Annotated in this window: 18 protein-coding genes and 1 pseudogene; 11 read left to right on the top strand and 8 right to left on the bottom strand. The window is 56.1% G+C overall.

What is annotated here, in order from left to right:
- Positions 1-282: 282 nt before the first annotated feature.
- On the top strand, positions 283-798 hold the full coding sequence (locus tag ACVWXF_RS11730) for a type IV pilin protein (RefSeq protein ID WP_457474471.1): 516 nt from the start codon (positions 283-285) through the stop codon (positions 796-798).
- A gap of 175 nt (positions 799-973) precedes the next feature.
- Here the strand turns inward: ACVWXF_RS11730 and ACVWXF_RS11735 are convergent, their stop codons facing one another.
- The 3 genes from ACVWXF_RS11735 to ACVWXF_RS11745 all read right to left on the bottom strand — a co-directional run bounded on the left by ACVWXF_RS11735 (position 974) and on the right by ACVWXF_RS11745 (position 3,228).
- Positions 974-1,540, bottom strand: a complete 567-nt coding sequence (locus ACVWXF_RS11735) for a hypothetical protein (protein WP_457474472.1) — start codon at positions 1,538-1,540, stop codon at positions 974-976.
- Positions 1,541-1,605: 65 nt separating this feature from the next.
- Positions 1,606-2,523, bottom strand: coding sequence for a 2OG-Fe(II) oxygenase (locus ACVWXF_RS11740; RefSeq protein WP_457474473.1), 918 nt, complete (start codon positions 2,521-2,523; stop codon positions 1,606-1,608).
- A 561-nt stretch (positions 2,524-3,084) separates the two neighbouring features.
- Positions 3,085-3,228 (bottom strand): hypothetical protein, encoded by a 144-nt coding sequence (locus tag ACVWXF_RS11745; protein WP_011432125.1) that lies wholly within the window; start codon positions 3,226-3,228, stop codon positions 3,085-3,087.
- Positions 3,229-3,399: 171 nt separating this feature from the next.
- On the opposite strand from ACVWXF_RS11745, the gene ACVWXF_RS11750 reads away from it, so the two are divergent.
- The 4 genes from ACVWXF_RS11750 to ACVWXF_RS11765 all read left to right on the top strand — a co-directional run bounded on the left by ACVWXF_RS11750 (position 3,400) and on the right by ACVWXF_RS11765 (position 7,824).
- A complete protein-coding gene (locus ACVWXF_RS11750; protein ID WP_457474474.1) occupies positions 3,400-4,527 on the top strand; it encodes a glycosyltransferase family protein in 1,128 nt (375 codons plus the stop codon).
- Positions 4,470-4,700: a hypothetical protein gene (locus ACVWXF_RS11755; RefSeq protein ID WP_457474475.1), complete on the top strand. Its 231-nt coding sequence runs from the start codon at positions 4,470-4,472 to the stop codon at positions 4,698-4,700. The genes ACVWXF_RS11750 and ACVWXF_RS11755 overlap by 58 nt, the downstream gene beginning before the upstream one ends.
- 201 nt (positions 4,701-4,901) lie before the next feature.
- Entirely contained in the window at positions 4,902-6,869 is a 1,968-nt protein-coding gene (locus tag ACVWXF_RS11760; protein ID WP_457474476.1) for an O-linked N-acetylglucosamine transferase, SPINDLY family protein, read from the top strand.
- A gap of 466 nt (positions 6,870-7,335) precedes the next feature.
- The gene (locus ACVWXF_RS11765) at positions 7,336-7,824 is read left to right on the top strand and encodes a hypothetical protein (RefSeq protein ID WP_457466617.1); all 489 of its coding nucleotides are present in this window, start codon (positions 7,336-7,338) and stop codon (positions 7,822-7,824) included.
- On the opposite strand, the gene ACVWXF_RS11770 is transcribed toward ACVWXF_RS11765, so the two are convergent.
- Entirely contained in the window at positions 7,821-9,974 is a 2,154-nt protein-coding gene (locus ACVWXF_RS11770; RefSeq protein WP_457474477.1) for a serine/threonine protein kinase, read from the bottom strand. The genes ACVWXF_RS11765 and ACVWXF_RS11770 overlap by 4 nt on opposite strands.
- A gap of 369 nt (positions 9,975-10,343) precedes the next feature.
- Between ACVWXF_RS11770 and ACVWXF_RS11775 the strand changes: the two genes are divergently transcribed.
- From ACVWXF_RS11775 to ACVWXF_RS11785, 3 genes are all read left to right on the top strand, one after another.
- Positions 10,344-11,312 (top strand): NAD(+) kinase, encoded by a 969-nt coding sequence (locus ACVWXF_RS11775; protein ID WP_457474482.1) that lies wholly within the window; start codon positions 10,344-10,346, stop codon positions 11,310-11,312.
- Positions 11,313-11,371: 59 nt separating this feature from the next.
- The gene (locus tag ACVWXF_RS11780) at positions 11,372-12,010 is read left to right on the top strand and encodes a histidine phosphatase family protein (protein ID WP_414390208.1); all 639 of its coding nucleotides are present in this window, start codon (positions 11,372-11,374) and stop codon (positions 12,008-12,010) included.
- A 64-nt stretch (positions 12,011-12,074) separates the two neighbouring features.
- Positions 12,075-13,034, top strand: coding sequence for a patatin-like phospholipase family protein (locus ACVWXF_RS11785; RefSeq protein WP_457474478.1), 960 nt, complete (start codon positions 12,075-12,077; stop codon positions 13,032-13,034).
- A gap of 103 nt (positions 13,035-13,137) precedes the next feature.
- On the opposite strand, the gene ACVWXF_RS11790 is transcribed toward ACVWXF_RS11785, so the two are convergent.
- A complete protein-coding gene (locus tag ACVWXF_RS11790; protein WP_457474479.1) occupies positions 13,138-14,181 on the bottom strand; it encodes a DUF58 domain-containing protein in 1,044 nt (347 codons plus the stop codon).
- 261 nt (positions 14,182-14,442) lie between these two features.
- Positions 14,443-15,600, bottom strand: coding sequence for a DegT/DnrJ/EryC1/StrS family aminotransferase (locus ACVWXF_RS11795; protein WP_457474483.1), 1,158 nt, complete (start codon positions 15,598-15,600; stop codon positions 14,443-14,445).
- 194 nt (positions 15,601-15,794) lie between these two features.
- Between ACVWXF_RS11795 and ACVWXF_RS11800 the strand changes: the two genes are divergently transcribed.
- Positions 15,795-16,802 (top strand): glycosyltransferase family 9 protein, encoded by a 1,008-nt coding sequence (locus ACVWXF_RS11800; RefSeq protein WP_457474480.1) that lies wholly within the window; start codon positions 15,795-15,797, stop codon positions 16,800-16,802.
- Positions 16,803-17,181: 379 nt separating this feature from the next.
- On the opposite strand, the gene cysK is transcribed toward ACVWXF_RS11800, so the two are convergent.
- Positions 17,182-18,138 (bottom strand): cysteine synthase A, encoded by a 957-nt coding sequence (gene cysK, locus ACVWXF_RS11805; RefSeq protein WP_011433569.1) that lies wholly within the window; start codon positions 18,136-18,138, stop codon positions 17,182-17,184.
- A 193-nt stretch (positions 18,139-18,331) separates the two neighbouring features.
- Between cysK and ACVWXF_RS11810 the strand changes: the two are divergent.
- Together ACVWXF_RS11810 and dxs are read left to right on the top strand one after the other, a co-directional pair.
- Positions 18,332-19,614, top strand: a pseudogene (locus ACVWXF_RS11810) (RNA-guided endonuclease InsQ/TnpB family protein).
- 99 nt (positions 19,615-19,713) lie between these two features.
- Complete coding sequence (gene dxs / locus ACVWXF_RS11815; protein ID WP_011433570.1) at positions 19,714-21,660, top strand: 1-deoxy-D-xylulose-5-phosphate synthase; 1,947 nt, start codon at positions 19,714-19,716, stop codon at positions 21,658-21,660.
- A gap of 13 nt (positions 21,661-21,673) precedes the next feature.
- On the opposite strand, the gene ACVWXF_RS11820 is transcribed toward dxs, so the two are convergent.
- Positions 21,674-22,585, bottom strand: coding sequence for a tetratricopeptide repeat protein (locus ACVWXF_RS11820; RefSeq protein ID WP_457474481.1), 912 nt, complete (start codon positions 22,583-22,585; stop codon positions 21,674-21,676).
- Positions 22,586-22,791 lie beyond the last annotated feature (206 nt).

Below are 22,791 nucleotides of genomic sequence, written 5' to 3' on the forward strand. Positions count from 1 at the left end.
ACTCCGTCCCGCTAACGCGAATGGAAACAAACAGAATGCTATCGCTGCATAGTTGAACAGTGATGTTCAGCAGTGTTCAGCGTAAATGTATCAGTGCTAGTCTTAATCTGCCATGCTGAGGCCGGCTCAGCTAAACCACTGACCTGTGTCAGGCTCATCTGGCAAAAATCCGCAATTGCGCCAGGGAGCAGGCTGTTATGAATCGCCCTTGAGCGGGGTAAGTTAGCACTAGCAGGTGAGCTGCACAGTTAACTCTCTAGTTTGCTAAAGGATCTGGTACTCATGAGCGCAAAGTCTCGTCAGTCTCTGTTGCGGGCCAAACTGGCTCAGCAAATTCTCTCCAAAGCCAAGGGCTTCACCCTGATTGAGCTGTTGGTGGTGATTGTGATTGTGGGTGTGCTGTCTGCAGTGGCAATCCCGCAGTTCTTAAACCAAGTGCGCCGCTCCCGTACAGCCGAAGCTCAAGCGGCTCTCACTGAAGTAGGCCGTGCCTCTGAAGTCTACCGACTCGACTTCGGCGTCTATCCTGAAGAGTATGCTACGATCAAGGAAGGTGGAGACTATGGTGACAAGTACATGAACGATCCGTGGAGGGCTCCCAACTACCAGGAACCAGTGGCCACCAATATTTCTTCTAATACGCCTCAGGGAATACGCTGGGACACAACATCCAACGGTGCTCCATACATCAACAGGTCTGGTGAAAACATTCAATGCACCATTGGGCTGGGAGCAGAGGAGACAGCTGTGGCTACTGAGCCTACCTTTGTTGGTAAGAGCTGCAACGTCTTTGACTAGTTTCTATCTCTACTTTATGTACTCCGTGGCTCCCTGTGGGGAGCTTTTTTATTTCAGTTGCTCCAGTCTCCCTCAAGAGTAGGCAAGGGCTCTAGGCTAAACCAGTGAACTAGAGCGAGGACAGTAACTGTGATGGGTAGGAGATGCGAGTAAGAATACCCTTTTCGATGAGGTTCTAGTTGGTTTCAGGACTGCTGTAAAGTATGAACTCTTGATAAAGAGCTGCCATGCAAGTTCTATCTCCTGAGCAATAAGCGTCTCGTGAGGTTAAGTGAAAAGGCACCCGAATAGGATTAGACTTTGAGCGCCACCAGTAGTCAGGAAAGTTTCCCAGTTGAGCATACTTTTTATAGTAGTTTTGAAAGCCGCAGTTTAAGTAGTGCAAAATAGAGGGGAATGATGTTACCAAGGTATGACATTCTGGAATATCAAAGCTATGTACGCTGTTAGGCAGAAGAGAGGGATAGATCCGAGCTGCTGACTTTCCATTCTGGTAAGCCAAAAAGTATTGACTCTTACTAGAGATCTTCTGAAACTGGGTATAGAATCCGGGATCCAAAATAGCAGGGTTTCTCTTAAATAAAGTGACCTCGCGGAAGTAGTCTTCGATCTCAAACGCTTCGGGAGCTGCTTCGTGGTTTAGAAACGTAACCTGGAATATATCGTCGCTTACTTGATCGTCAAAGAAGATATAAATATGGGCAATTCCAAGGGCAAGGTGATAGCGAATGAACGACTCCAAGCACACGCCTGGATCCCGAACAGTGGTAATTATGCAAACTCTGGCCATGGTGGAGCTGCAAGCCTTTAGGTGAATTGCTTGGCTCCTAGCCAAGTATTGATAGTGAAGCGGCTATCGGCAAAGGCTTGGCTAGGGCTAAATACCGGCAGGATCTCATGTAGGCAACTGCTGGAGAAGAAGACGATGCTGTTATTTGTAGGGGTTACCTCATCGTATGCCCCGTGCAGGATTGGTGAATGAGGTTTTTGCCTTTGGGTATCGTAGATGCGCAGCTCACCTCCTCGATAAGGCTTTGGCTCTTTGTGAAAGTAATATACGCAGCTCACCTGGCGGAAGGCAGTTTGTGGGTAGGAGTTATCGGTGTGGGCGGCAAAGAAGCAGCCATCATGGCTGGCAATCATCTCCATCTCAAAGATTTGAATGTCAAAGTTCTCAATGCCTAGCTCAGCAAAAATCTGGGGAGCAACAGCCGCAATTTTTTCTCGCAGCAGGGATCCATGCTCCTGAAAGTAAGCGAAGTCCAGCCTCAGGGAGCGGCGAAATTTTAGTGACTCTGCCTCGGTGTTGCTCTTGCTGTAGCTCTTGGAAGGGATAAACTTGTCTTGGTGGGTAATGGCATGTTGGAGAATGGCTTGGTTGAGCTCTTGAGGCAGGAAGTTATCCAGCTTGATGTATTTACAGGGGTAAAACCGGTTGGGTTCTGAGGGATCCGGCTGGGTAAAAGTCAGGAATACCGGGTTAGCTGCCAGCAGTGATCCAGGGCCAATTGCTTGGATGTGAGCGAGATCCTGCTCGGTTAACCCTTTGTGCTGGGGATCCCAAGTGAGGAGATGGATCCCTTGGCCTAGATTGGGCAAAACCTTCTGCAGATGAAAACTGGGATCTATCCCCATCAAATCTAGGTTGGCTTGGGCTATGGCTCCGTAGCGGCAATGGTTGACCAAGTATAGGGCTGAGTCGGCCAAGTAATCCCGCAGTAGCAAAGACTGAAGCAGACAGGTACGGTAGTCCGTGAGTTCAGTCCAGAAACAAACGCCAATCTGGGTCTCTGGGAAACATTGACCGAGATCTGCCAAAAGGGCAGGAATGGGGCCTTCTAGGAGTAGAACCCGTTCTTCTAATCCCAACTGAGAAATTTGGGTTTGGATATCTTCTGTGCTGATTGACTTTTCGGATGAGCTCTGTAGGGGATTCCGTAGAATCACTGCTAACTTTTCAGGATAGCGAAGCATTGCCTGCAAAACAGCTGCGGACTCTTCCCAGCCAATCTGGCAGAAGATTTGCTGGCTAGGAAGGCAGGCTAAAGCCCAATCTAAGAGCTGGGTGAGACTCTGAGCTTGCTCCAGTTCTAGGAGAAGATCCTGAGCAAGGTCTTGGCAATCCATGGGGAGGGATCCCTGACGTCTGCTCTAGCTTAATGTACCCGGATCCACCCCCAGTTCTCACAACTTTTAGGCCAGGCGCTCAGCCCTTTGCTGCTCCAGTTCAGCCTTGGCAGGCATCAGTTCCCCAGCGGCAGTGGCCCACAGAATCCAGGTGGCCTCCTACCCTCCCACTTCGCTGGGTACAGCCTCAAAACCTCGCTCGGCATGGGTGGTGGAGATGAGCAAGTCCATCTGGCACGTGTGCCGCCAGCTTTCCATGGGTATGCCATTGTCGTAGGAGAGCTCGTCTTGGGTAGGGGCCATCCAGGCAGGTAAACTGGATTCGGCTCTTGCAGACAGGGATCCATGGGGTTGCTTATAACCTATGCTCGGCTTATCGTTTTCCAGGGCAACAGAGATCCCTTGTTGTTGTGTCCAATCCTAGTAGCCTGTAGGAGCTAGAAGAACCTGCCGCTCAACTTGGGGAGTCGAGAAATGCAAGACATCAAGGCCAATGCTCCGCGAATTCTCCTCAATTGGCCAACTCCGCCAGACTATATCCCGCCCCCACAGCTTTCAGATCGGCAGGTCAGTCTTTGCCCCAAGAGGAGAGCCAAGGGCTTTGGACTAAACTTTGTCAATCTCTCTAAGGAATTGGTGGAGTGCCCAGAGGGAGACTATGACCTCTATGACTTTGTGCAGCAGTCTGAGCAAATTACAAATAAGGAGTTTGACCTAGTTATTGTTTGGACTTCCAGCTTTGACCAGAGTAATCCCCTAAATACAAGGAAGTTTAAATGCCCCACACTCTTGCTAGCTGGAGACACCCACCACTGGAAACTTCCCATCAACCATCTCTTGGCCTACTGGGCTACTGAAGGCTTTGATTACGTCGCTACTGCCTATAACTTCCAGCATTTGCACTGGTTTGCCGCAGCAGGCGCTGAGAATCTTGCCTGGTTGCCTCTTATCTCCATGCGCACTGTTACCCACGATTGGGTGGAAGATAGAGAAAATCAAGTGGTCTTTATCGGCCAACAGGGATCCCGCCATCCCAGGCGTTGCCGGCTGGTTCAAGCCATAAAGAATGCAGATTTGCCCATCCTCATCAAAACAGCCAACCGCCAAGAGGCAGCCAAATGGTTTGCCCATTCTCTGATTTCCTTTAACTGCAGCCAAAATGGGGATCTGAACTTAAGGAACCTGGAAGTGATTTCTGCAGGGGGCTTTCTGCTCACCGACCAGCTCTCCTTCGCCTCAGGATTGGACGAACTTTTGGCGCCCGGCACCTACTGCGACACCTACAACTCCGAAGCCCAACTCCTGGAGAAAATCCGCTACTACCTAGACCATCCCCAGGAGGCCATTCAAATTGCCCGCCGCGCTTATCACACTTTCGACCAACACTGGCATCCCCGCCACCGCATTCAGAACCTGCTGGACTGGGTGTTTGGGGGAGAGCTGCCGGAGCCCTTTCGTTACTCGCCCCGCTCTGATGTGCGCTACTTTGTCAGCACGGCCAGCTCTGCTTCCGGGAAGCCAGGGCAGCCCTCAAGGAGTTGGGTTTGGAGCCCATCGATGTGCTCAGGGTGGCTACAGGTGGAGATGAGGTGGAGGTGTTGACCAGCTTGCAAGAGCAGCTCAAAGACATCAAGGTGATTTACGTGGAGTTTACTTCTGAGCAAGACCGCAAGCAGATTGACCAGATGTTGGATCCCTCTCATCTCCTCTGGCAGGGGGAGATTTCTCAAGGTAACTACGGCTGTCTCTGTTACCTGAGCAGAGCTTACATTTAGGTAAAGTAGCTGAACAAAGTAAAAAAATGAGCCACGGAGCGGAACAAATACGACTCTCTCTCAGATCTAAGCTTCCTCTTTAGGTCTACCTGCATGTTATCTTGCCTGTAAAGTCATCTTATCCCTAACTGAACTGACTATAACTGGAAAAAACTATACTGGGCAGACAAGTCAGGAGAATTTCTAGCCATCTTGTAGTAGATGTCAGACTGGATACTTACAAACAAACTTCTAGCCGGGATCCAAGCCCAGCAAGCAGGAGATTTGCGACAAGCAGAGGCCATTTACTCCGAAATCTTGGCGGATTTTCCTGAGCATGCAGATGCCCTTCACCTGTTGGGAACGGTAGCTCAAGCCAGAGGAGACTCGGAATTGGCAGCGGCTCTCATTGCAGAAGCCATTGAGCAACATCCCGAAGTGGCTCTGTATCACCACAATTTGGGTGTCGTCTATGAGTCTTTGGGTCAACTGGAGGAAGCGCTATCCTGTTATCAGCAAAGCCTGAAACTGAATCCACACGCTGCTGGATCTGCCTTTCAAGCTGGAAAAATCTTAGTTAACCTGCGACGTAGCGAAGAAGCCATTGCCCTACTCAATCCTCTACTGGAAAACTCGGATGAACAGACAGGGATCCCTTTGGAAGAGGTGCATCTGAATCTGGCTATCGCCTGCCGAGATCAAGGAGAACACGCTGTTGCCTTGGATCACCTGGAGAAAGCATTGGCTTTGGATCCCCAGTTAGAACAGGCTCGTTGGTTTTATCATCTCTACTTGCCGGCAGTCTATCAGAGCGAGGAAGAGCTCAACTCCTTTCGTGCTCGCTTTGTTGAGCACCTGGATCGTCTTATTGAGGAAACTCCCCTAGAAACAGAGGAGCAACGTCGCACAGCGCTGTGGGCATCAGGACTGGGAACCAATCACTACCTACAGTACCAAGGCTACAACGACCTGGATTTGCAGAAAAAATATGCCCAGTTTGTTCAACGCATAGTCAACGCCTGTTATCCCGATTGGAGATATCTTCCTTGCCAATCCCAACCAGGGGATCCCATCCGAGTTGGGTTTGCCTCAGCTTCCATGCGAGCTTGCTCTTACAGCCGCTTATCTCTGGGTTGGGTTAAGTACCTAAATGCCAATTGGATTGATGGACAGGCTAACTTTGAGCGGAAGTTTCAAGTTTTCGCTTATCACTTGGATCCCAGAACCGATTTCATGACAGAACGGTATCGTCAATATGCCGATGTGTTTCGACACATTCCCACCGGACTTGAGGATGCAGCCCGACAAATCCTGCAGGATCAGCTAGATATTTTGGTGTATTTGGAGATTAGTCTTTCACCTCTTATTCTGCAACTGGCTTCCCTGCGACTGGCACCGATACAGTGCTCCACTTGGGCTCATCCTATAACTTCTGGACTTTCTACGATTGACTATTTCCTCTCCAGCGATTTAATGGAGCCAGAGGATGCTCAAGAACATTATAGTGAAACCCTGATTCGTTTACCTCATTTGGGCACTTGCTTCGAAAAGCCGGTTTTGCCTCAGCAAAAGCGCTATCGAGAGGATTTCGGCCTGCGCAGAAACGCAGTGGTTTACCTAGCTTGTCAATACTTGGGTAAATATCTGCCCCAATATGACTATCTTTTTGCCGCTATTGCTCAGCGAGTGCCCAACGCTCAATTTGTTTTTTTGGCTCTACCCAATGCTGCTATTGGCCGACAATTTCGGGAACGGCTCACCCGGGCTTTTTCTTTGTATGGCCTCAATGTAGAAGACCACTGCCTGATCCTGCCCGGATTGGATTATCAAGACTACTTGGATCTCAACCGCTGTGCCGATCTTATGTTAGATTCCTATGGCTGGTCAGGTGGGATCACCACCTTAGAGGCCGTTGCGGTCGGATTACCTGTGATCACTTGCCCTGGAAAGCTGATGCGGGGGCGGCATACCTATGCCATTCTCAAAAGAATGGAGCTGGACAGCTTAATTGCCTCGGATCTGAAAAGCTATGAGGATTTGGCCGTAAAACTGGGATCCGATTCTGAGTTTCGCTACCACATGGCTGAGGAGGTTCGGCAGCGATGCCACCTACTCTTCGAAGATCGAGAATGTGTGGCAGCCCTGGCCCATTTCTTCCTCACCAGGAAGCCCGACGCCAGTAGTGGTTAGCCCACTGCGAAAAAGGGTTTTGCTCTGGATCCCTTCCTGAGGACAAGATGGGCTCAATGGTTCCACTACACTCTGGAAGCTCCCTTCTCGAGGTCAACAGCGGAACAGCCCCCCCAGGCCGGTGCAAGCCTAAACGTGGGAAAATCCTGTCAGTGATCTGCATTTTGCTGAGAATTGCTCAGAGCATCGTAATCTAGAGGAACATTGACATCCGGTGTCCGGAGGAGTGCTTATGCCAGGGCCAGCATCGAATGCTTCTAGAGCTCCGCAGGGATCCCTGCAGAGGGTTTTCTTGGGCCTTTTGGCCTCAGCTGCGGTTTTGGCAGGCTGTGGAGGAAGTGGAGGGAGTACAATACCGCCTCTGGTGAACGTCTGCGAACAAGCCTTCAGTCCAGGCCTTTTTGCATCGATTGGTCTGCGCCGACAGGGGGATAGGCGCAGTGGAACCTTGGGGCCAAATAGCGACTTGGAGATCTACTTCGATGAGAGGGACAATGTCATAAATGCCCGGGAAGTTCCACCTCCCCCTGGCACGTTTACCTTTTATGTCGATGGATTCCTTTACTTTCCTTCTGCAGCCAATGTTACAGGAGTTACTATCCGCCTAACTAGTCCAGTCTTCGACCCTGTGCTGGTCATCTTTGGTCTTGATGTCAACAGGGAGACTGATCCGGAATTCTTCTTCATCAACGATGACGCAAAGCCTGGTGATTTCACCACCTCCGAGCTGACGATCCCAGTACGGCTAGACCGCTGTTACTTAGTGCTGGTGGAAAGCTACTGGGCCCAGAATGCCCGCAGCGTTGCTCCGGGTAGCCCAGGCCGAGGTCCCTATACCCTCGAGGTGGTGAGGGAAACCTCTGCCGCGCCTCCTCCTCCCCCTCCCATCCAGCAGAAGCCTGACGACAGGGAAAACGGCGGTGGCGGAGACCGAGGGGGGGGTGTCGGCCTCTAGCTCTGGCGGGTGAGCTTGATGGCAAAGTCAGCGCTGCCACAGGTGGCTCTGCCGCGAATCACGCGCCCGTCAGGGCTGACCGTGCCACTCCAAGCAACGGTTGGGGTACCGCTACCCCCTATTCTGCCGCTAACAGAAAGTTGGTTGCCGATGAGCTGGCCACTGCGCTCAGAAAAGCTGGGGGAGGAAACGCTGATCTGGTTGCCCTCCTGACGAATGGAGACGGTTTCCTGGACGCCAGCCGCAACATTGACCTTGCACAGGGATCCCTGCCAGATAAAAGATCCTCCCTCGTAAAGCCACTCGCCGCTGAGGGCCAGCTCTGCCGCAGGTGTTGGCGTTGCTGGGGCAGGTGTGGCAGTGGGAGTGGGGGATGGAGTCGGGGTGGGGGTAGGAGTACGAGGGACAAGCGGGGTGAATCGAGGGATAGGGGTAAGCGTCGGTGTCGGAGTGGGTGTTGGTGCTGGAGTCGGGGTGGGTGTCGGTCTCGGAGTGGGTGTTGGCGCTGGAGTCGGGGTGGGCGTCGGCGTCGGGGTGGGCGTTGGCACCGGAGTGGGTGTTGGTGCTGGAGTCGGGGTGGGTGTCGGCGTTGGAGTGGGAGCAGGTTCGAGTGTAGGTGTTGGGGTTACTTCAGCGGTAGGGATCGGATCCGGTTCTTCCCGGCTATCGCGGATCGTTGGGCGTGGCCACAGCAAAAAGACGGCCAGCAAAGCCATAACGCCCAGGGATCCCCCGGCCAAAACCCACTTCAGGTTGCTGTCGGAAGGTTGCAGAACCGTTTGGGGGGCAGCTTGCCGCAGAGGGCGAGTGCGGGGAGTATCGGTTCGTGCCGGCGTGGCAGGGCGAGCGACGGGGGGATCCTGAACGGTCGGGAGAGCGTTGCTGGCTGGGATCACTGTGGAGGGCGTTTTGGGAGTTTCGCCCCCACTTTGGGGAGAGGGATCCGGTGTTTCCGGCGAAGCTTCTGCTGAGGAGGGTTCCCGCTCGGTGATGTAATAGGGGATCCCTGCACCTGGGGAGGGGGGAGAGACCGGCTCATCTTCGATGAGATCCAGATCCTCATCGCGGATATCTTCAAAGGCTCCAGAAGCTGATCCTGTATTGCGGGTGGTTTGGATTGGTGGCTTGGGGTCAGAAGAGGGTGGAGCATCCTGTTGAGGCTTGGCACTGCCGGTGGGCAGGATCACAGTGCTGGCTTGGCCACTAGAGAGTTGGGTGGTTGCCGTCAGGTCATAGGCTTGCAGCAGTCGTTCCCCCAGCTCCCACATCGTTTGCGGTCGTTCGTCTGGGTTTTTTTTCAGGCAATCCATCACCACGGCTGCTAAAGGGGGGGGGATCGGCTGGGGGGCTGCCTTCGGGTTGATCTCGATTGGGCTTTCGTAGCAATGGGCGTGGATCCAGCTGTGCAGGGAGTCGGTTTCCAGCTGAAAGGGCATGGATCCCGTCAGCATCTCGTAGAGCACTACCCCAAAGGAGTAGATATCCGAGCGGGCATCCAAGGCTTTGCCCCGTATCTGTTCGGGAGAGGCGTAGCGAGCTGTGCCGATAAATCCTCCCCCTTTTTGGGTGCCCAGGCTGAGGGTGTGATCCGCCAGGGTTTTGGCCACGCCAAAGTCGAGGATTTTCAGTTGGGGGATGAGCTTGCCGTTTTGAAAAACTTGCTCGATGAAGAGGTTGCTGGGTTTGATGTCGCGGTGGATGACACCCCGAATCTCGCGACCCTCTACCTTGGCCTGAAACGTGTGGGCAAAGTGCAGCCCCTCACAGGCCTGCAAGGCTAGTCGAACGGCTTGTCGAACCGGCAAAGCCCCTTTTTCTCGGATCAGCTTGCCCAGATCCTGCCCCTTAAGGTACTCCATCACCAAGTAGGCCTGCTCCCCCTCTTGGCCGTGATCCAAAACCTTGACGATGCGAGGATGCTGCCCCAGAAGGGTGCTAACGCGGATCTCTTCGGCAAAGCGACGGCGCAAGTCTGTCTGGAAGTCGCCCCGGCTCAGCAGCATGGGGGCATATAAGATCTTGACAGCTACCTCTTGGCCGTTGTTGTGTAAGTCTAAGGCGCGGAAGACGGATCCCATACCACCGCTACCAATTTCTTGAATCAGCTGGTAGCGGTTGCCCAAAATGCGGTTGGTGAGATCTGCGGTCATGGGTTTGCAGCTTGGAGAAGAGGAATTGCAGGGGGAATGTCCATACCATAAACCGAATTGCTGAGGTCTGCACCAGCCTACGCCGGTGGCTGAACTCAGGGATCCGGATTGGGGCCATCTGTTGGAAATGGCGGGGTTTTCGGTTGATTCTTCAAGGTGACTTCTCAGATTTACTTAACTGTTACTTAAAAGTTGTAGAAGAAAGCTCTGGCGGGGGCAGTGACGCTCAAGGGAGAGCTGCGGTGATCGGTTTCACCGTCCAAGAGAACATTTTCTGGTTAACTTTGGGGGGGATAGTCTGGATTATCCTGAGCAATCCCCAGTCTGAAGAAGGGGACAATCGACAGGGATCCCTTGATGAGGTCAGCCATGGACTTGGGCTTGGTGGTGATTGCCTACAAAGAGGGGGATCGGGAGAGCAAGGCCGCCTGCCAGAGGTGTGCGGAGCAGTTGCGCCGGCGCGGCGTTACGGTGTTAACGGCTCCCACCGGCTTGCACCACAACCCCTACCCAGTCTTTTTGGAGGCCACCTCGGATCCCATCGATCTGGCAGTGGTGCTGGGGGGAGATGGCTCGGTGTTGGCGGCGGCACGATACCTGGCTCCCCATGGGATCCCGATTTTGCCGATCAAAGCGGGGGGTAGGCTGGGGTTTTTGGCCCAGTCGGAGCGGGTGTTGCAGCAGGATCCCTGGGATCGTATCCAGGCGGGGGATTTTTTCTTGCAAGCCCGCATGATGTTGCAAGCCCAGATTTGGGAACAGCCGCAGTTGGGGCAAGGGGATCCCTTGGCCGCCCGTGGAGAGGGAAAGTCGCAAGGCCGTCCGGCCAGCGAAGTCTACTATGCCCTCAATGAGATCTGCCTGAAGCCGATCAACCGAGAACGGCTGCCCGCCGCGATCATGGAGATCGAGGTCAACGGAGAGATTTTGGATCAGTACCACGGGGATGGCGTGCTGGTGGCCACACCGACGGGATCCACCTCTTACACTCTGGCAGCCAATGGCCCCATCCTCGAGCCCACCCTCGACGCCATCATCATCACCCCTATTTGTCCCCTGAGTTTGTCTAGCCGTCCTATTGTCATCAGCGGCACAGCCAGGGTGGACATTTGGCCTCTTGCCGATCCCGAAGGGTTGACCCGCCTGTGGACAGATGGCGTGTTGGCTCAGTCGGTGAATCCCGGCCAGTGGGTTCACATTCAGCAAGCGCCTACACCGGCCAAGCTGATGATCCTGGAAAAAGAGCTCTCCTACTTTCGCACTCTGCGGGAAAAATTGCAGTGGGCGGGCAGCCGCATCTACATCCCCACCACCAACCACCGCCCCGAGGGGGGATAAGGAGAGCTTAAAGTTGGGCAGCTAGAGTGGCAAAGTTCGCTCCCATAAGCATATTTCCCATGAGCCTGAGACTTTACCTCCTTAGACACGGAGAAACTCCCTACAGCCGTTCCGGCAGCTTTTGCGGCGCTCTCGATCCCGACCTCACCCCCGAAGGCAAACAAATGGCAGAAGCCTTTGCCGCAGCCTATGCTGGGATCCCTTGGCAAGCTCTCTACGTCAGCCCGATGCGGCGCGCCTTGGCTACCCTAAGCCCCCTGGCCGAGAAAGTTGGCTTGCAGATGCAGATTCGAGAGGGCCTAAGAGAAATTCACTATGGCGAGTGGGAGGGCAAAACCCACGCCGAGGCACAAGAAGCCTACCCAGAAGCCTATTGGCGCTGGATGACCGAGCCAGCCTGGAATGCGCCCCCAGGGGGGGAAACCGCTGTGCAAATTGCCAATCGGGCTATGCCGGTTGTGGCTGAGATCCAGGAAAAATGGACAGGCGGCCACGTCTTGATCGTCTCCCACAAGGCCACCATTCGGGTTATTCTCTGCAGCCTGCTGGGCATCGACCTGGGTCGCTACCGGGATCGCATTGAGGTTTTGGCCGCCTCGGTCAGCGTGGTCAAGTTCGACCGCTATGGCCCCCTTCTGGAAATCTTAGGGGAACGCAGTTATCTGCCTTCCGATCTGCGGGAAAGGGCAGGTACCTAATTGTTAGAGGGAGCAAGGTTTAGGATTCTTGAGGTCTTTTGGGTCTCTTTTTGAGGGAGCAATCATGGGCAAAAAACTGGGATTAGCACTGGGCAGCGGCGGAGCGAGGGGATGGGCTCATATTGGTGTGATTCGAGCTCTAGAGCGGGCTGGGATCTCCGTTGACTACATTGCTGGGACGAGCATTGGCGCTTTTGTGGGAGCCATTTATGCAGCGGGAGAACTGGATGAGCTGGAAGACTTTGTGCGAGATCTTAACTGGAAGATGATCCTGTCTTTGTTTGATGTGGTCTTTCCCACCTGTGGCCTGCTGGATGGCAACAAAATTTATGAGCTGCTGACAGAACATTTGCAAGAGCTGTGTATTGAAGAGGCCGGGATCCCCTTTTGCTGTGTGGCTACCGACTTGATCACAGGCCAGGAGGTGCTGTTGCGTTCGGGTAAAATGGCAGATGCCGTGCGGGCCAGCATCTCTAGCCCAGGGATCTTTACACCCTTTCACCACGAAGGGCGCTATCTCGGAGATGGAGGCATTGTCAACCCGGTGCCAGTGCGGGTGGTGCGGGAGATGGGGGCCGATGTTGTCATCGCGGTCAATCTCAACCATGTGGATCCCGCGGATGTGGAGTCGCAACTGGAAGAAACAGAGGTGGAAGAAACCCTTCAACGGCGACAGCGCTTGAATGCTGAAGGAGAAGTGATCGAAGAAGAAACCAACTTCATCACCCGCATTCGCAAACGCTATCAATCCCTACAACAAGGGATCCAAGAAAAAATTAGCCAATGGTTTCCAGATGAGCCCTCTGGTCCCAATATTTTCGACGTTATTGGCAAGACGTTGAACGTGATGGAGCAAATCGTTACCCGCAGTGTTTTAGCCGAACATCCGCCGGATTTGCTCTTACAACCCAAGCTGAGCCAGTATGGGATCTTCGATTTTCATCAAGCAGATCCGATTATTCAGGAGGGCTATCGACAAATGCGGCGGGCCATTCCAGAATTGCGACAAAAGTTGGAGCAGTGAACCACCACTTCTTCAGCAGTTTAACCTAAAGCTTTGCAAGGATCTGCGCCCAAGCTTTCCAAACAATCTCAGATGGATCCTGCTATCAAAATGGGTCTGAAGCTCACTCAATTGGGATAAATTGCAACAGCGATCCCGTGTGGATGAGATGGGCCGGGGCAGATTTTCCATCCTGGTCGGGATGGGCCAGCAGCACACAGCGATCTTGAGGGGTGAGGTCAAACTTGACAGAGGGATCAGGTTCTCTTTCCAGTGGAGGGCTGAGCTGGGGATCCCCGACAAAAGTAAGTCGTGCCAACACGGTCAGCAGGTGATCTTGATGGGCCAGGTCTGACCCAAAAGGAGTCCGCTCTTGTAACGTAACAAGTGCTACCGGGTAACCTTCTCGCATCAAGTAGAAGAGGATCCCGGCACAGCGCTCTACAGCTCGCTCCAACTTGTCTCGATGGATCTCGGGCCTCTCTTTCTGGGGCTGCCAGCGGTTTTCAAAACAGAGGGTGATGGCCTGGGCTCGTGGACGCTCCAACTCCCGCACGATCAGTTGATCCCGTTTGGCCGAGATCTTCCAGTGGACAGAACGCACATCGTCCTGGGGGCGGTAGGGCCGTAAGCTCAGGTAGTCTCCCTCTCGACCGGGTTGGGGGCGCAATTGGTTGCCGCTGCTGAGCTGATCCCACAGCACCAATCCTTGAACCGAGGCGAGCCGCGGAAACACGATCACCATTTGGGGATCCCTAATTTCCACCGCCCTGCGGAAGAGTTCAAATGGAAAGCTGGTGGCAACTTCAAAACCCTGCAACTGCCAGGCTCCCCGCCTTGAAAAAGTATGCTGGTAAAAAGTGTCCACCTTGGCACCGGGATCCACCCGCAAAACATAGCTGGAAGGCCAATCTTGCCGCCTCAGCCCCTCAATGCGTTCGCTCACCTGCAACGAAAAGCTGGGCAGGCGCCGTTTGCGATTGACCAGCGTGAGACCCACTAAGACAGGCTGGCCAGCGAAAATGCGGCTAGGCAACTGCCGGCTGACCTCCAGATCTTTGAGGGTGAGATCAGAGAGGGTGCCACTGATGAGAATAAGGCTGAGCAGCATTCCCAGCAACAAATACAGGGGATTGTTGCCGGTGTTGAAAGCAGCAATACTTACCAACAGGGCGATCCCGACAAACCGCCCCCCAATACGGGTAAAGCGGAAGCGGCGCAGAAAACGAACCTGGCGCCTTGATTCCTGCTCTGAGGAGAAGATCCCCAGGTTTCCCGTCCGTTGAAGTAGTGGAACTAGTTTTCGGCTTCGTTTCCACAACACCGCAGTCCCCTCATCACTCCTTCATCCCCGGCCCCTCTCCAAAGGAGAAAGAGGTCTGGAATCTACAAGCTGCTTCAGTGTAATTTGAAATCACCATAACCAGTGCTACGGGCAGGTTTTTTCTGAGAGGATTTCAGCAATGGCCGCAGCCACCCGCTCTTGTTGACAGGTGGTCAACTCAGGAAAACACGGCAAAGACAACACCTGAGCCGCACATAGCTCGGCATTGGGCAGATCCCCCCGCCTGTAGCCCAGCCCTCGGTACACCGGCTGCAACGGCAACGGCAGAGGATAGTAAACCCGACTGCCAATGCCCCGCTCCTTCAGACCCTGCTGCAAATAGTCCCGCCGCCGCGAATCCAACGGCTCAGAACCCACCACCCGCACCGTGTACTGGTGCCACACCGAGTTCCCCCCCACCCCCACCTGGGGCAACATCAAGCCCGGGATCCCTTGCAGCAAGCGGTGGTAACACTCCGCAATCCCCTGCCGCCGCCAGTTCCACTCCCGCAGATAAGGCAACTTCACCGAGAGAATCACCGCCTGCAGCGCATCCAAACGACTGTTGAGACCCAGATACTCGTGGTGGTACGGACGGGTCTGCCCATGCTCCCGCAGCGCCCGCACCCGCCTGGCCAGTTGGGGATCCCGCGTCACCACCGCCCCCCCATCCCCCGCCGCACCCAGATTCTTGCTGGGAAAAAAACTGAAACAGCCCACCTCTCCCCACGTGCCCACCGGCCTGCCCCCCCAACAGGCCCCCACCGCCTGGGCACAATCTTCCACCACCGCCAACCCATGCCGCCGGGCCACCGCCACAATCTCCGTCATGTTGGCCGCCTGCCCAAACAAATGCACCACCACCACCGCCTTGGTGCGGCAGGAGATGCTCTTTTCCAGCAGCTGCGGATCCAGGTTAAAGGTGCACGGATCCACATCCACAAACACCGGACGCGCCCCCACCCGGCTGATGGCGGCAGCCGAGGCAAAAAAACTAAAGGCACTGGTGAGCACCTCATCCCCCGCCTGGATGCCCAAAGCCTGCAAAGCCAACACCAAGGCATCGGTGCCGGAATTGCAGCCGACGGCCTCCAAAGAGCCACCCCCCAAAAACTGGGCAAACTGCTCCTCAAAGCGCTGCACCGCCGCCCCGCCGATGTACTGGCCAGAGGCCAGCAGCGCTTCCAGCTGCGGCTGCAACAGCCCGGCCAAAGCGCGGTACTGCCCCGTCAAATCCAGCAGCGGAATCGGCTCCTCCGTCATGGTGCTGCCTTTGCAGAAGGTGGCGGCCACAGCCCATCATCGCGGATGAGAGCCTGTGTACACAACGCTCTGGCCCAGAAGGGTTCTGGGGTTTGTCTTCCGCGGGTCGAGCTGGCCCTGAATCTATCCACCCAATCTGAGATAGAGTAAGCGGGGATCCCCTAGGCTGGATACAGCTTTCTACAGGATGCTTTATGCAGGCGGTTTCTCCAGCAGCTAAAGCCCCTTTGGCACCTCGGATTCTGGCTTTGGTGCCGGGCGGGATTGGTGACCAGATTTTGTTTTTTCCCACCTTGGCCAGTTTGCGGCAGCGCTTCCCGGAGGCGGAGCTGGAGGTGCTGGTGGAGCCGCGGGCAGCAGGGGCTTATGAGGTTTGCCCTTCGGTGAGCCGGGTGCTGACTTTTCCGTTCAAAGAACAGCTGTCGTTGGGGGATCTCAGCGACCTGCTGGGGCGGATTCGCGAGCGGCAGTACGACGGGGTGCTGAGCCTGGGCCGAAGCTTGGGGGTCAAGCTGTTGTTGTGGCTGACCGGCATTCCCAAGCGGGTGGGCTATGCGCCGCCGGGGCCGGGGCGACCTTGGCTGACCGACCCGGTGCCCCTGAAGCCGGCCCAGTATGCTGCCCAGATGTACCACGACCTGGTGCAGGGGTTTGGCATTGCTGCGCCGGCGGGGTTGCCCCAGATTCGGCTGAAAAAAGCAGACCTGGAGTGGGCAGAGCAGGAACGCAAGCGCCTTTTGGGGGATGCCGCTCAAGATTATGTGCTGTTGCATCCGGGGGCCAGCCAGCTGTCGCAGGAGAAGGGAATTCAGAAGATCTATCCCTCTGCCAACTGGGTCAAGGTCATCAAGGGTTTTCGGGAGAAGCGGCCGGAGCTGCCGTTGGTGCTGGTGGTGGGGCCAGAGGATGAGCAGCTGGCGGAGGGCTTTCTGGCGCAACTGCCGGAGCTGCCGGTGAGCCGACCGGCGGGGGTGGGGCAACTGGCGGCTTTGATTGGGGGGGCGACGCTGCTGTTGTGCGCCGATAGCGCTCCCATGCATTTGGCGGTGGCGGTGCAGACGCCGCTGGTGGCGTTGTTTGGGCCCACCGACCCGCTGCGGCTGCTGCCTTCAGAGGGGCCGTTTCGGGCGGTCAAGGGGGCCGATGGGAAGGTGGAGTCGATTGCCCCCGAGCAAATTCTGCAGGTGATCTTTCCGGCCTAGAGCCAAGGTTTTCGTGGCAGCAACCCAGTCCAGTTTCTCTGCAGGCGGACCGAGAAGCCTTCTAGCCTGGGAGATGTGTCCCTGTCTGCTTTTAGCCGGCGGGAGAGCTTGCTTTGTCACCTTGGCTCTCCTAGGCTTGCTGGCGAGCGACCGTAAGGCAGTCAGCATTGCTGTTGACCGGGGGAACTTCTGCCCTCTTGGGGGAAAGGGGCTGGGGAAGTAGGGGATTCTCATGCGGACGAAGGGACTTGAACCCTTACGCCTTGCGGCACTAGATCCTAAGTCTAGCGCGTCTGCCGTTCCGCCACGTCACTCTCACCCATGCTAGCTCGCCCTCTGGGCCAGGGCGACCTGTAGGGCAGCAGTCTCAGCATCATCGTCATCTCGAATCGGAATCCCGCTCCAAGTCGCGAAAAAGAGGTGTGCTCAGGTAGCGTTCCCCAAAACTAGGCTGGATCATTACAATCCGCTTGCCAGCGTTTTCCGGTCGCCGCCCCACCTGGATGGCTCCCGCCAAGGCAGCCCCAGTGGAAATGCCGGAGAGGATCCCTTCTTCTTTGGCCAGGCGCCGGCTGTAGACCATGCTCTCTTCATCTTCCACTGGGATCACCTCATCCAGCAGGTCGCGCCGCAGCACATCAGGCACGAATCCCGCTCCGATCCCTTCAATGCGATGAAAGCCGGGCCGTCCACCACTCAAGACGGCACTGGCCTTGGGTTCAACGGCCACCAGTCGAATGGCTGGGTTTTTCCCCTTCAAAAACTCGCCCGCCCCCGTGATGGTGCCGCCGGTACCTACCCCTGCCACCAGGATATCCACTTGACCATCGGTATCTTCCCAAATTTCCGGGCCGGTGGTTCTAGCATGGATCCGGGGGTTGGCGGGATTGGTGAACTGGCCCAACATGTAAGCGTTGGGAGTGCGGCGGACGATCTCTTCAGCCTTCCAGATGGCTTCCCCCATGCCGCCGGCGCTACTGGCCAGGTGCACCTCTGCTCCGTAGGCTTTCAACAGCAGTCGCCGCTCCAGGCTCATGCTCTCAGGCATGACGATGATGAGCCGGTAACCCTTGGCAGCAGCGGCCATGGCCAGGCCAATGCCGGTATTGCCAGAGGTGGGCTCCACCAAGATGGTCTTGCCGGGGGTGATCAAACCGGCCTGTTCGGCAGCCTCGATCATGCTGACGGCAATGCGGTCTTTCACCGAAGCGGCAGGGTTAAAGCTCTCCAATTTCACCACGATCTCGGCCAGGCACCCCTCCGATTGCGGGATCCGATTCAACCGCACCAGCGGGGTGCGACCGATGAGCTGGGTGATGTTGGCGGCGATTTTCATGGCTAACAAAAAGGAAGAAACCATCGCGGCAGTGGGCCCTAGCCCTTAACTCCGGAGCAACCGAGGGCCTTACGCGAGGCTAACCCTTGAATAAGCTCCTTGGCATGCCCCTTTCAGCTTACTAGCGCAGGAGCCCCGCCCTCTGTCCACAGGGCGAGGGTCGGGAGGAATGCGGAGTTACGATGATATAACCATGACCCAAGTCCTGACCATTTCCTGCAAGCTCAAGGTGTCTCAGTCGCAAGCCGCAAAGTTGGATGCGACCTTGGACGCCTTCGGCCAAGCCTTGAACTGGGTGAACCAGAACACACCGGAGAAGATCGCCAACGCCGTTAAGCTTCAGTCTCTGTGCTACCGCGAAATCCGTGCCCGGTTCGGCTTGTCCAGTAACTTGGCCGTACAGGTCTGCAGACGGATGGCCGGTGCCCGTAAAGTTGCCCGACAGAAAAACCGCCCCGTCAAGGCGTTCAAGGGGGGCTTTGCGACCTACGATGCCCGTATCTTCTCGTTCCGCGAGAAAGACTGGACGGTGTCGCTCACCACGGTGGAGGGTCGAGAGCGCTTTGAGCTGGCGATTGGCCGTTACCAGAGAGAACAGTTGGCAGGCTCCAATCCCAAATCGGCCACTCTGGTCAAGCGCAAAGACGGTTCCTACTCCATCCAGATTTGCGTGGAAGCAAAGTTACCGGAACAGCAGAACACCGCTCAGGTGGTAGGCGTGGACTTGGGAAGGACAGATATTGCCCATACGTCAGAGGGGGACAACTGGAATGGACAGCAGTTGAACAGAGTCCGAGACCACTACTCCCGGTTGAGGGCGGTACTCCAACGCAAAGCCAGTAAGGGCACACGCAGTTCGCGGCGCAGATGCAGAGAACTGTTGCAACGGCTGTCTGGTAAGGAGAGACGCTTTCAGTCGCGTCAGCGTTGCGTAGCAAAAACGTGGGTCAATCATCGCATCTCTAAAGCTATTGTTTCTAGGGCAAAGGCCACAAATAGCGCTATTGCTTTAGAGGACTTGACAGGGATACGGGAGCGTATCAACCAACAACCCCGCAGCAAAGCCGAGCGGCGCAGGGCCAACAGTTGGGCGTTCTACCAACTGAGGCAGTTTCTGGAATACAAGGCGAGAGTTGCAGGGGTTTCTCTGATCCTTGTTCCGCCTGCTTATACCTCGCAGACCTGTCACAAGTGTTTGCACATCCATCCCGACCCTGCGCAATCCTATCGCAGTGGGAAGCAGTTTAAGTGTGGGCACTGTGGATGGGAAGGGGATGCGGACTGGAATGGTGCAAACGTAATTGCGCTTTTGGGGGCTGCCGTAAACCAGCCCAGAGGTTAAGCCTACGGCTCGCTTCGCGAACGAGTTTGTTTTGTTCTCTGGGAGAGCATAACAGGCTCAGGGCTACTGAAAGCCCGCACTGTACTGCGAAGCAGTCAGGGTCGGGTAGTTTACTGCCCTTGGCCCAGCATTAAGGGGGATCCCTGCATTCCTTGAAGTTTTGAGAGGGAGGGCTACAAAACCCCTCCTGAAAATGAATTAGAGTGAGATCACACCGGAAGGACGAGTCCATTATGCACCTGAGTGACATCACTCATCCCAACCAGCTCCGAAACCTGAACCTGAGCCAGTTGCGCAGCCTAGCCCGCCAGATTCGCGACAAACATCTGCAGACGGCTGCCAATTCCCCGGTCGGCTGTCATCTGGGGCCAGGGCTGGGGGTGGTGGAGCTGACCTTGGCCCTCTACAAGACCCTCGATCTGGATCGAGACAAGGTGATCTGGGATGTGGGGCACCAGGCTTATGCCCACAAAATGCTCACCGGCAGGTACCACAATTTCCACACATTGCGCCAGAAGGGGGGGATTTCCGGCTACCTGAAGCGCAGCGAGAGCCGCTTCGATCACTTTGGGGCGGGGCACGCTTCCACCAGCATCTCGGCAGCTTTGGGCATGGCCATCGCTCGGGATCGGCGGGGAGACAACTTCAAGGTGGTGGCCATCATTGGGGATGGTGCCCTGACCGGAGGCATGGCCTATGAAGCCATCAACCACGCCGGGCACCTGCCCAAGACCAACCTGATGGTGGTGCTCAACGACAACGGCATGTCTATTTCCCCCAATGTGGGGGCGATCCCTCGCTATTTAAACCGCCTGCGCCTCAGCCCGCCGGTGCAGTTTTTGGCCGACAGCCTAGAAGAGCAACTGAAGAACCTGCCCCTACTGGGATCCAGCCTCAGCCCGGAAATTGACCGCCTCAAGGAAACGGTGAAGCTGGTTACCGCCGTGCAAAACAACAAGGCAGGCATCATCTTTGAGGAGCTGGGCTTTACCTACGTGGGGCCGGTGGACGGGCACAACCTGGCGGAGTTGTTGGATGCCTTTGAGTTGGCCCACGGCATCTCCGGCCCGGTGCTGGTGCATGTAGCTACCGTCAAAGGCAAGGGCTACCCGCCTGCCGAAGCGGAACAGGTGGGGTATCATGCCCAATCCCGCTTCGACCTGGCCACCGGCAAGCCCTACCCGCCCACCAAGCCCAAGCCCCCCAGCTACAGCAAGGTCTTTGGCCATGCCCTCTGCAAGCTGGCCGAGCGGGATCCCCGCATCATCGGCATCACCGCCGCTATGGATACGGGCACTGGCCTGGATAAGCTCAAGGAAAAGCTGCCGGATCAGTTTGTGGATGTGGGGATCGCCGAGCAGCACGCTGTAACGTTGGCGGCTGGCATGGCCTGTGAGGGAATGCGGCCAGTGGTGGCCATTTATTCCACCTTCTTGCAGCGGGCCTACGACCAGATCATCCACGATGTCTGTATCCAAAAGTTGCCGGTCTTCTTTTGCTTGGATCGGGCGGGAGTTGTAGGAGCCGATGGCCCCACCCACCAAGGCATGTACGACATCGCCTATCTGCGCTGCATTCCGGAAATGGTGCTAATGGCTCCCAAAGATGAAGCGGAGCTACAGCGCATGGTGGTGACCGGGATCCAGTACACCCAGGGCCCCATCGCCATGCGTTACCCCCGCGGATCTGGCGTGGGGGTGCCTCTGGCAGAAGAGGGATGGGAACCCCTGCCCATCGGCAAAGCCGAGGTGTTGCGCAGCGGCGGCGAGGTGCTGATCCTGGCCTATGGGTCGATGGTGCATCCCAGCCTGCAGGCGGCGGAGATCTTGAAAGAACACGGCATCTCAGCCACGGTGGTCAATGCCCGCTTCGCCAAGCCTTTGGATACCGAGCTGATCCTGCCTTTGGCCGAACAGAGCCGCTTGGTGGTGACGGTGGAAGAAGGTTGCCTCATGGGTGGGTTTGGCTCGGCAGTGGCCGAAGCCCTGCTCGACGCCGACCTGGCAGTGCCCTTGTTGCGCTTGGGGGTGCCGGATGTGTGGGTGGAGCACGCCACCCCCGAGGAATCCTTGGCAGAACTAGGCTTGAACAGTGCCGGGATTGCCGAGCGGATTCGGGCCAAGTTTCAGGCACGAGTTCTCAAGGGATCCCCTGCAGAACTTCCCACTGTCAATTCCTAAATCTATCCTGAATCTATTCTGAGAGGCCCATCCGCCGGTTGAACTGCTCGATAGCGGCTTGCTGCAGAGCTTCTGCAACAGGGCGGGTGCGCAGGAGGATCTGCACATCTCGCAGCAGGTTTTCTCGCCACAGATTCTCCCGCAACACCTGCAGGCGGGCGTAGTTGGGATCCAAGCGCATGGCCTTTGCCCCCAGTTCCTCAGCCCGTTCGGTTTCTCCCCGAATGTAGAGGGCAGTCGCCAGGGCCAAATAGGGCTCTGCTACGGCATTGTTCATCTCTATCGTGCGTTCCCAGCGATCGATGGCGGCGTCCAGATCCCCCTGCTCATAGTCCACCAAGCCCATGTTGTTCATGGCCGGCCAGTAGGCGGGATCCAACTCCAAGGTCTTCTCATATTCCTGCCGGGCCGCATCCCACCGATCCAGCATGAGGTAGGCATTGCCCAGTTGGAAGCGAGCGTTGGGGTTATCCGGTTGCAGGGCAACCGCTCGTTCCAGGGTTTCAGCAGCGGCAAAGTAGCTGCCCTGCCGCAAATAAGCCGATCCCAGCGAGTAGAGAACAGCCCCATCTTGAGGAGACAGGGCGCGGGCCTTCTGCAACGAGGCAATCGCCTGCTCCAAGTCCCCCAGTTCTAGGTGGACGTTGCCTAAAACATAGAGCAGCTCTGAGGAGTTGGGCACCATGGCCACGGCCAGTTGCAGGCGGCGCAGCGCTTCTTCCGGTTGACCAAACTGGGCCAGCCGCAGCGAGTCGGTGGCCAGTTGTAGCGCTTGGGCCTGCATCAAGCCCCCATTGGGCAGAGGGACGTGCAGCAACACCTGGGCCTGGGCAGAGCTCCACCCTCCCATCCCCAACACAACTGCCAGGCCCACCGACAAGGCTCGCCAGGGCCGGACGGATAACCGGAACAACAGTGGCGGCATGATACCCACGCAATAAACAGGCCATGCCCATGTTAACTGCAACAGCCGGGGATCCCTACGTCTTGGTGTTCTCTTCTGCAGCGGCCATTTGAAAGGGCTCTTGAGCTGCTCATGCTGATACATTCACGCTGAACTCTCCTGAACATGGTTCAGGAAAGAAGCGATCGCATCCTGCCTATCTCTGAGCAGGAAGGCGGTATCCCGCA

This window comes from Thermostichus sp. MS-CIW-40, from assembly GCF_054058315.1.

Excerpts from the sequence above, each read along its gene's own strand:
- ACVWXF_RS11750 (WP_457474474.1), top strand. The coding sequence starts at position 3,400 with ATGCAAGACATCAAGGCCAATGCTCCGCGAATTCTCCTCAATTGGCCA.
- ACVWXF_RS11730 (WP_457474471.1), top strand. The coding sequence starts at position 283 with ATGAGCGCAAAGTCTCGTCAGTCTCTGTTGCGGGCCAAACTGGCTCAG.
- ACVWXF_RS11795 (WP_457474483.1), bottom strand. The coding sequence starts at position 15,600 with ATGACGGAGGAGCCGATTCCGCTGCTGGATTTGACGGGGCAGTACCGC.
- ACVWXF_RS11785 (WP_457474478.1), top strand. The coding sequence starts at position 12,075 with ATGGGCAAAAAACTGGGATTAGCACTGGGCAGCGGCGGAGCGAGGGGA.
- ACVWXF_RS11770 (WP_457474477.1), bottom strand. The coding sequence starts at position 9,974 with ATGACCGCAGATCTCACCAACCGCATTTTGGGCAACCGCTACCAGCTG.
- ACVWXF_RS11780 (WP_414390208.1), top strand. The coding sequence starts at position 11,372 with ATGAGCCTGAGACTTTACCTCCTTAGACACGGAGAAACTCCCTACAGC.
- ACVWXF_RS11760 (WP_457474476.1), top strand. The coding sequence starts at position 4,902 with ATGTCAGACTGGATACTTACAAACAAACTTCTAGCCGGGATCCAAGCC.
- dxs (WP_011433570.1), top strand. The coding sequence starts at position 19,714 with ATGCACCTGAGTGACATCACTCATCCCAACCAGCTCCGAAACCTGAAC.
- cysK (WP_011433569.1), bottom strand. The coding sequence starts at position 18,138 with ATGAAAATCGCCGCCAACATCACCCAGCTCATCGGTCGCACCCCGCTG.
- ACVWXF_RS11775 (WP_457474482.1), top strand. The coding sequence starts at position 10,344 with ATGGACTTGGGCTTGGTGGTGATTGCCTACAAAGAGGGGGATCGGGAG.
- ACVWXF_RS11820 (WP_457474481.1), bottom strand. The coding sequence starts at position 22,585 with ATGCCGCCACTGTTGTTCCGGTTATCCGTCCGGCCCTGGCGAGCCTTG.
- ACVWXF_RS11745 (WP_011432125.1), bottom strand. The coding sequence starts at position 3,228 with ATGGCCCCTACCCAAGACGAGCTCTCCTACGACAATGGCATACCCATG.
- ACVWXF_RS11800 (WP_457474480.1), top strand. The coding sequence starts at position 15,795 with ATGCAGGCGGTTTCTCCAGCAGCTAAAGCCCCTTTGGCACCTCGGATT.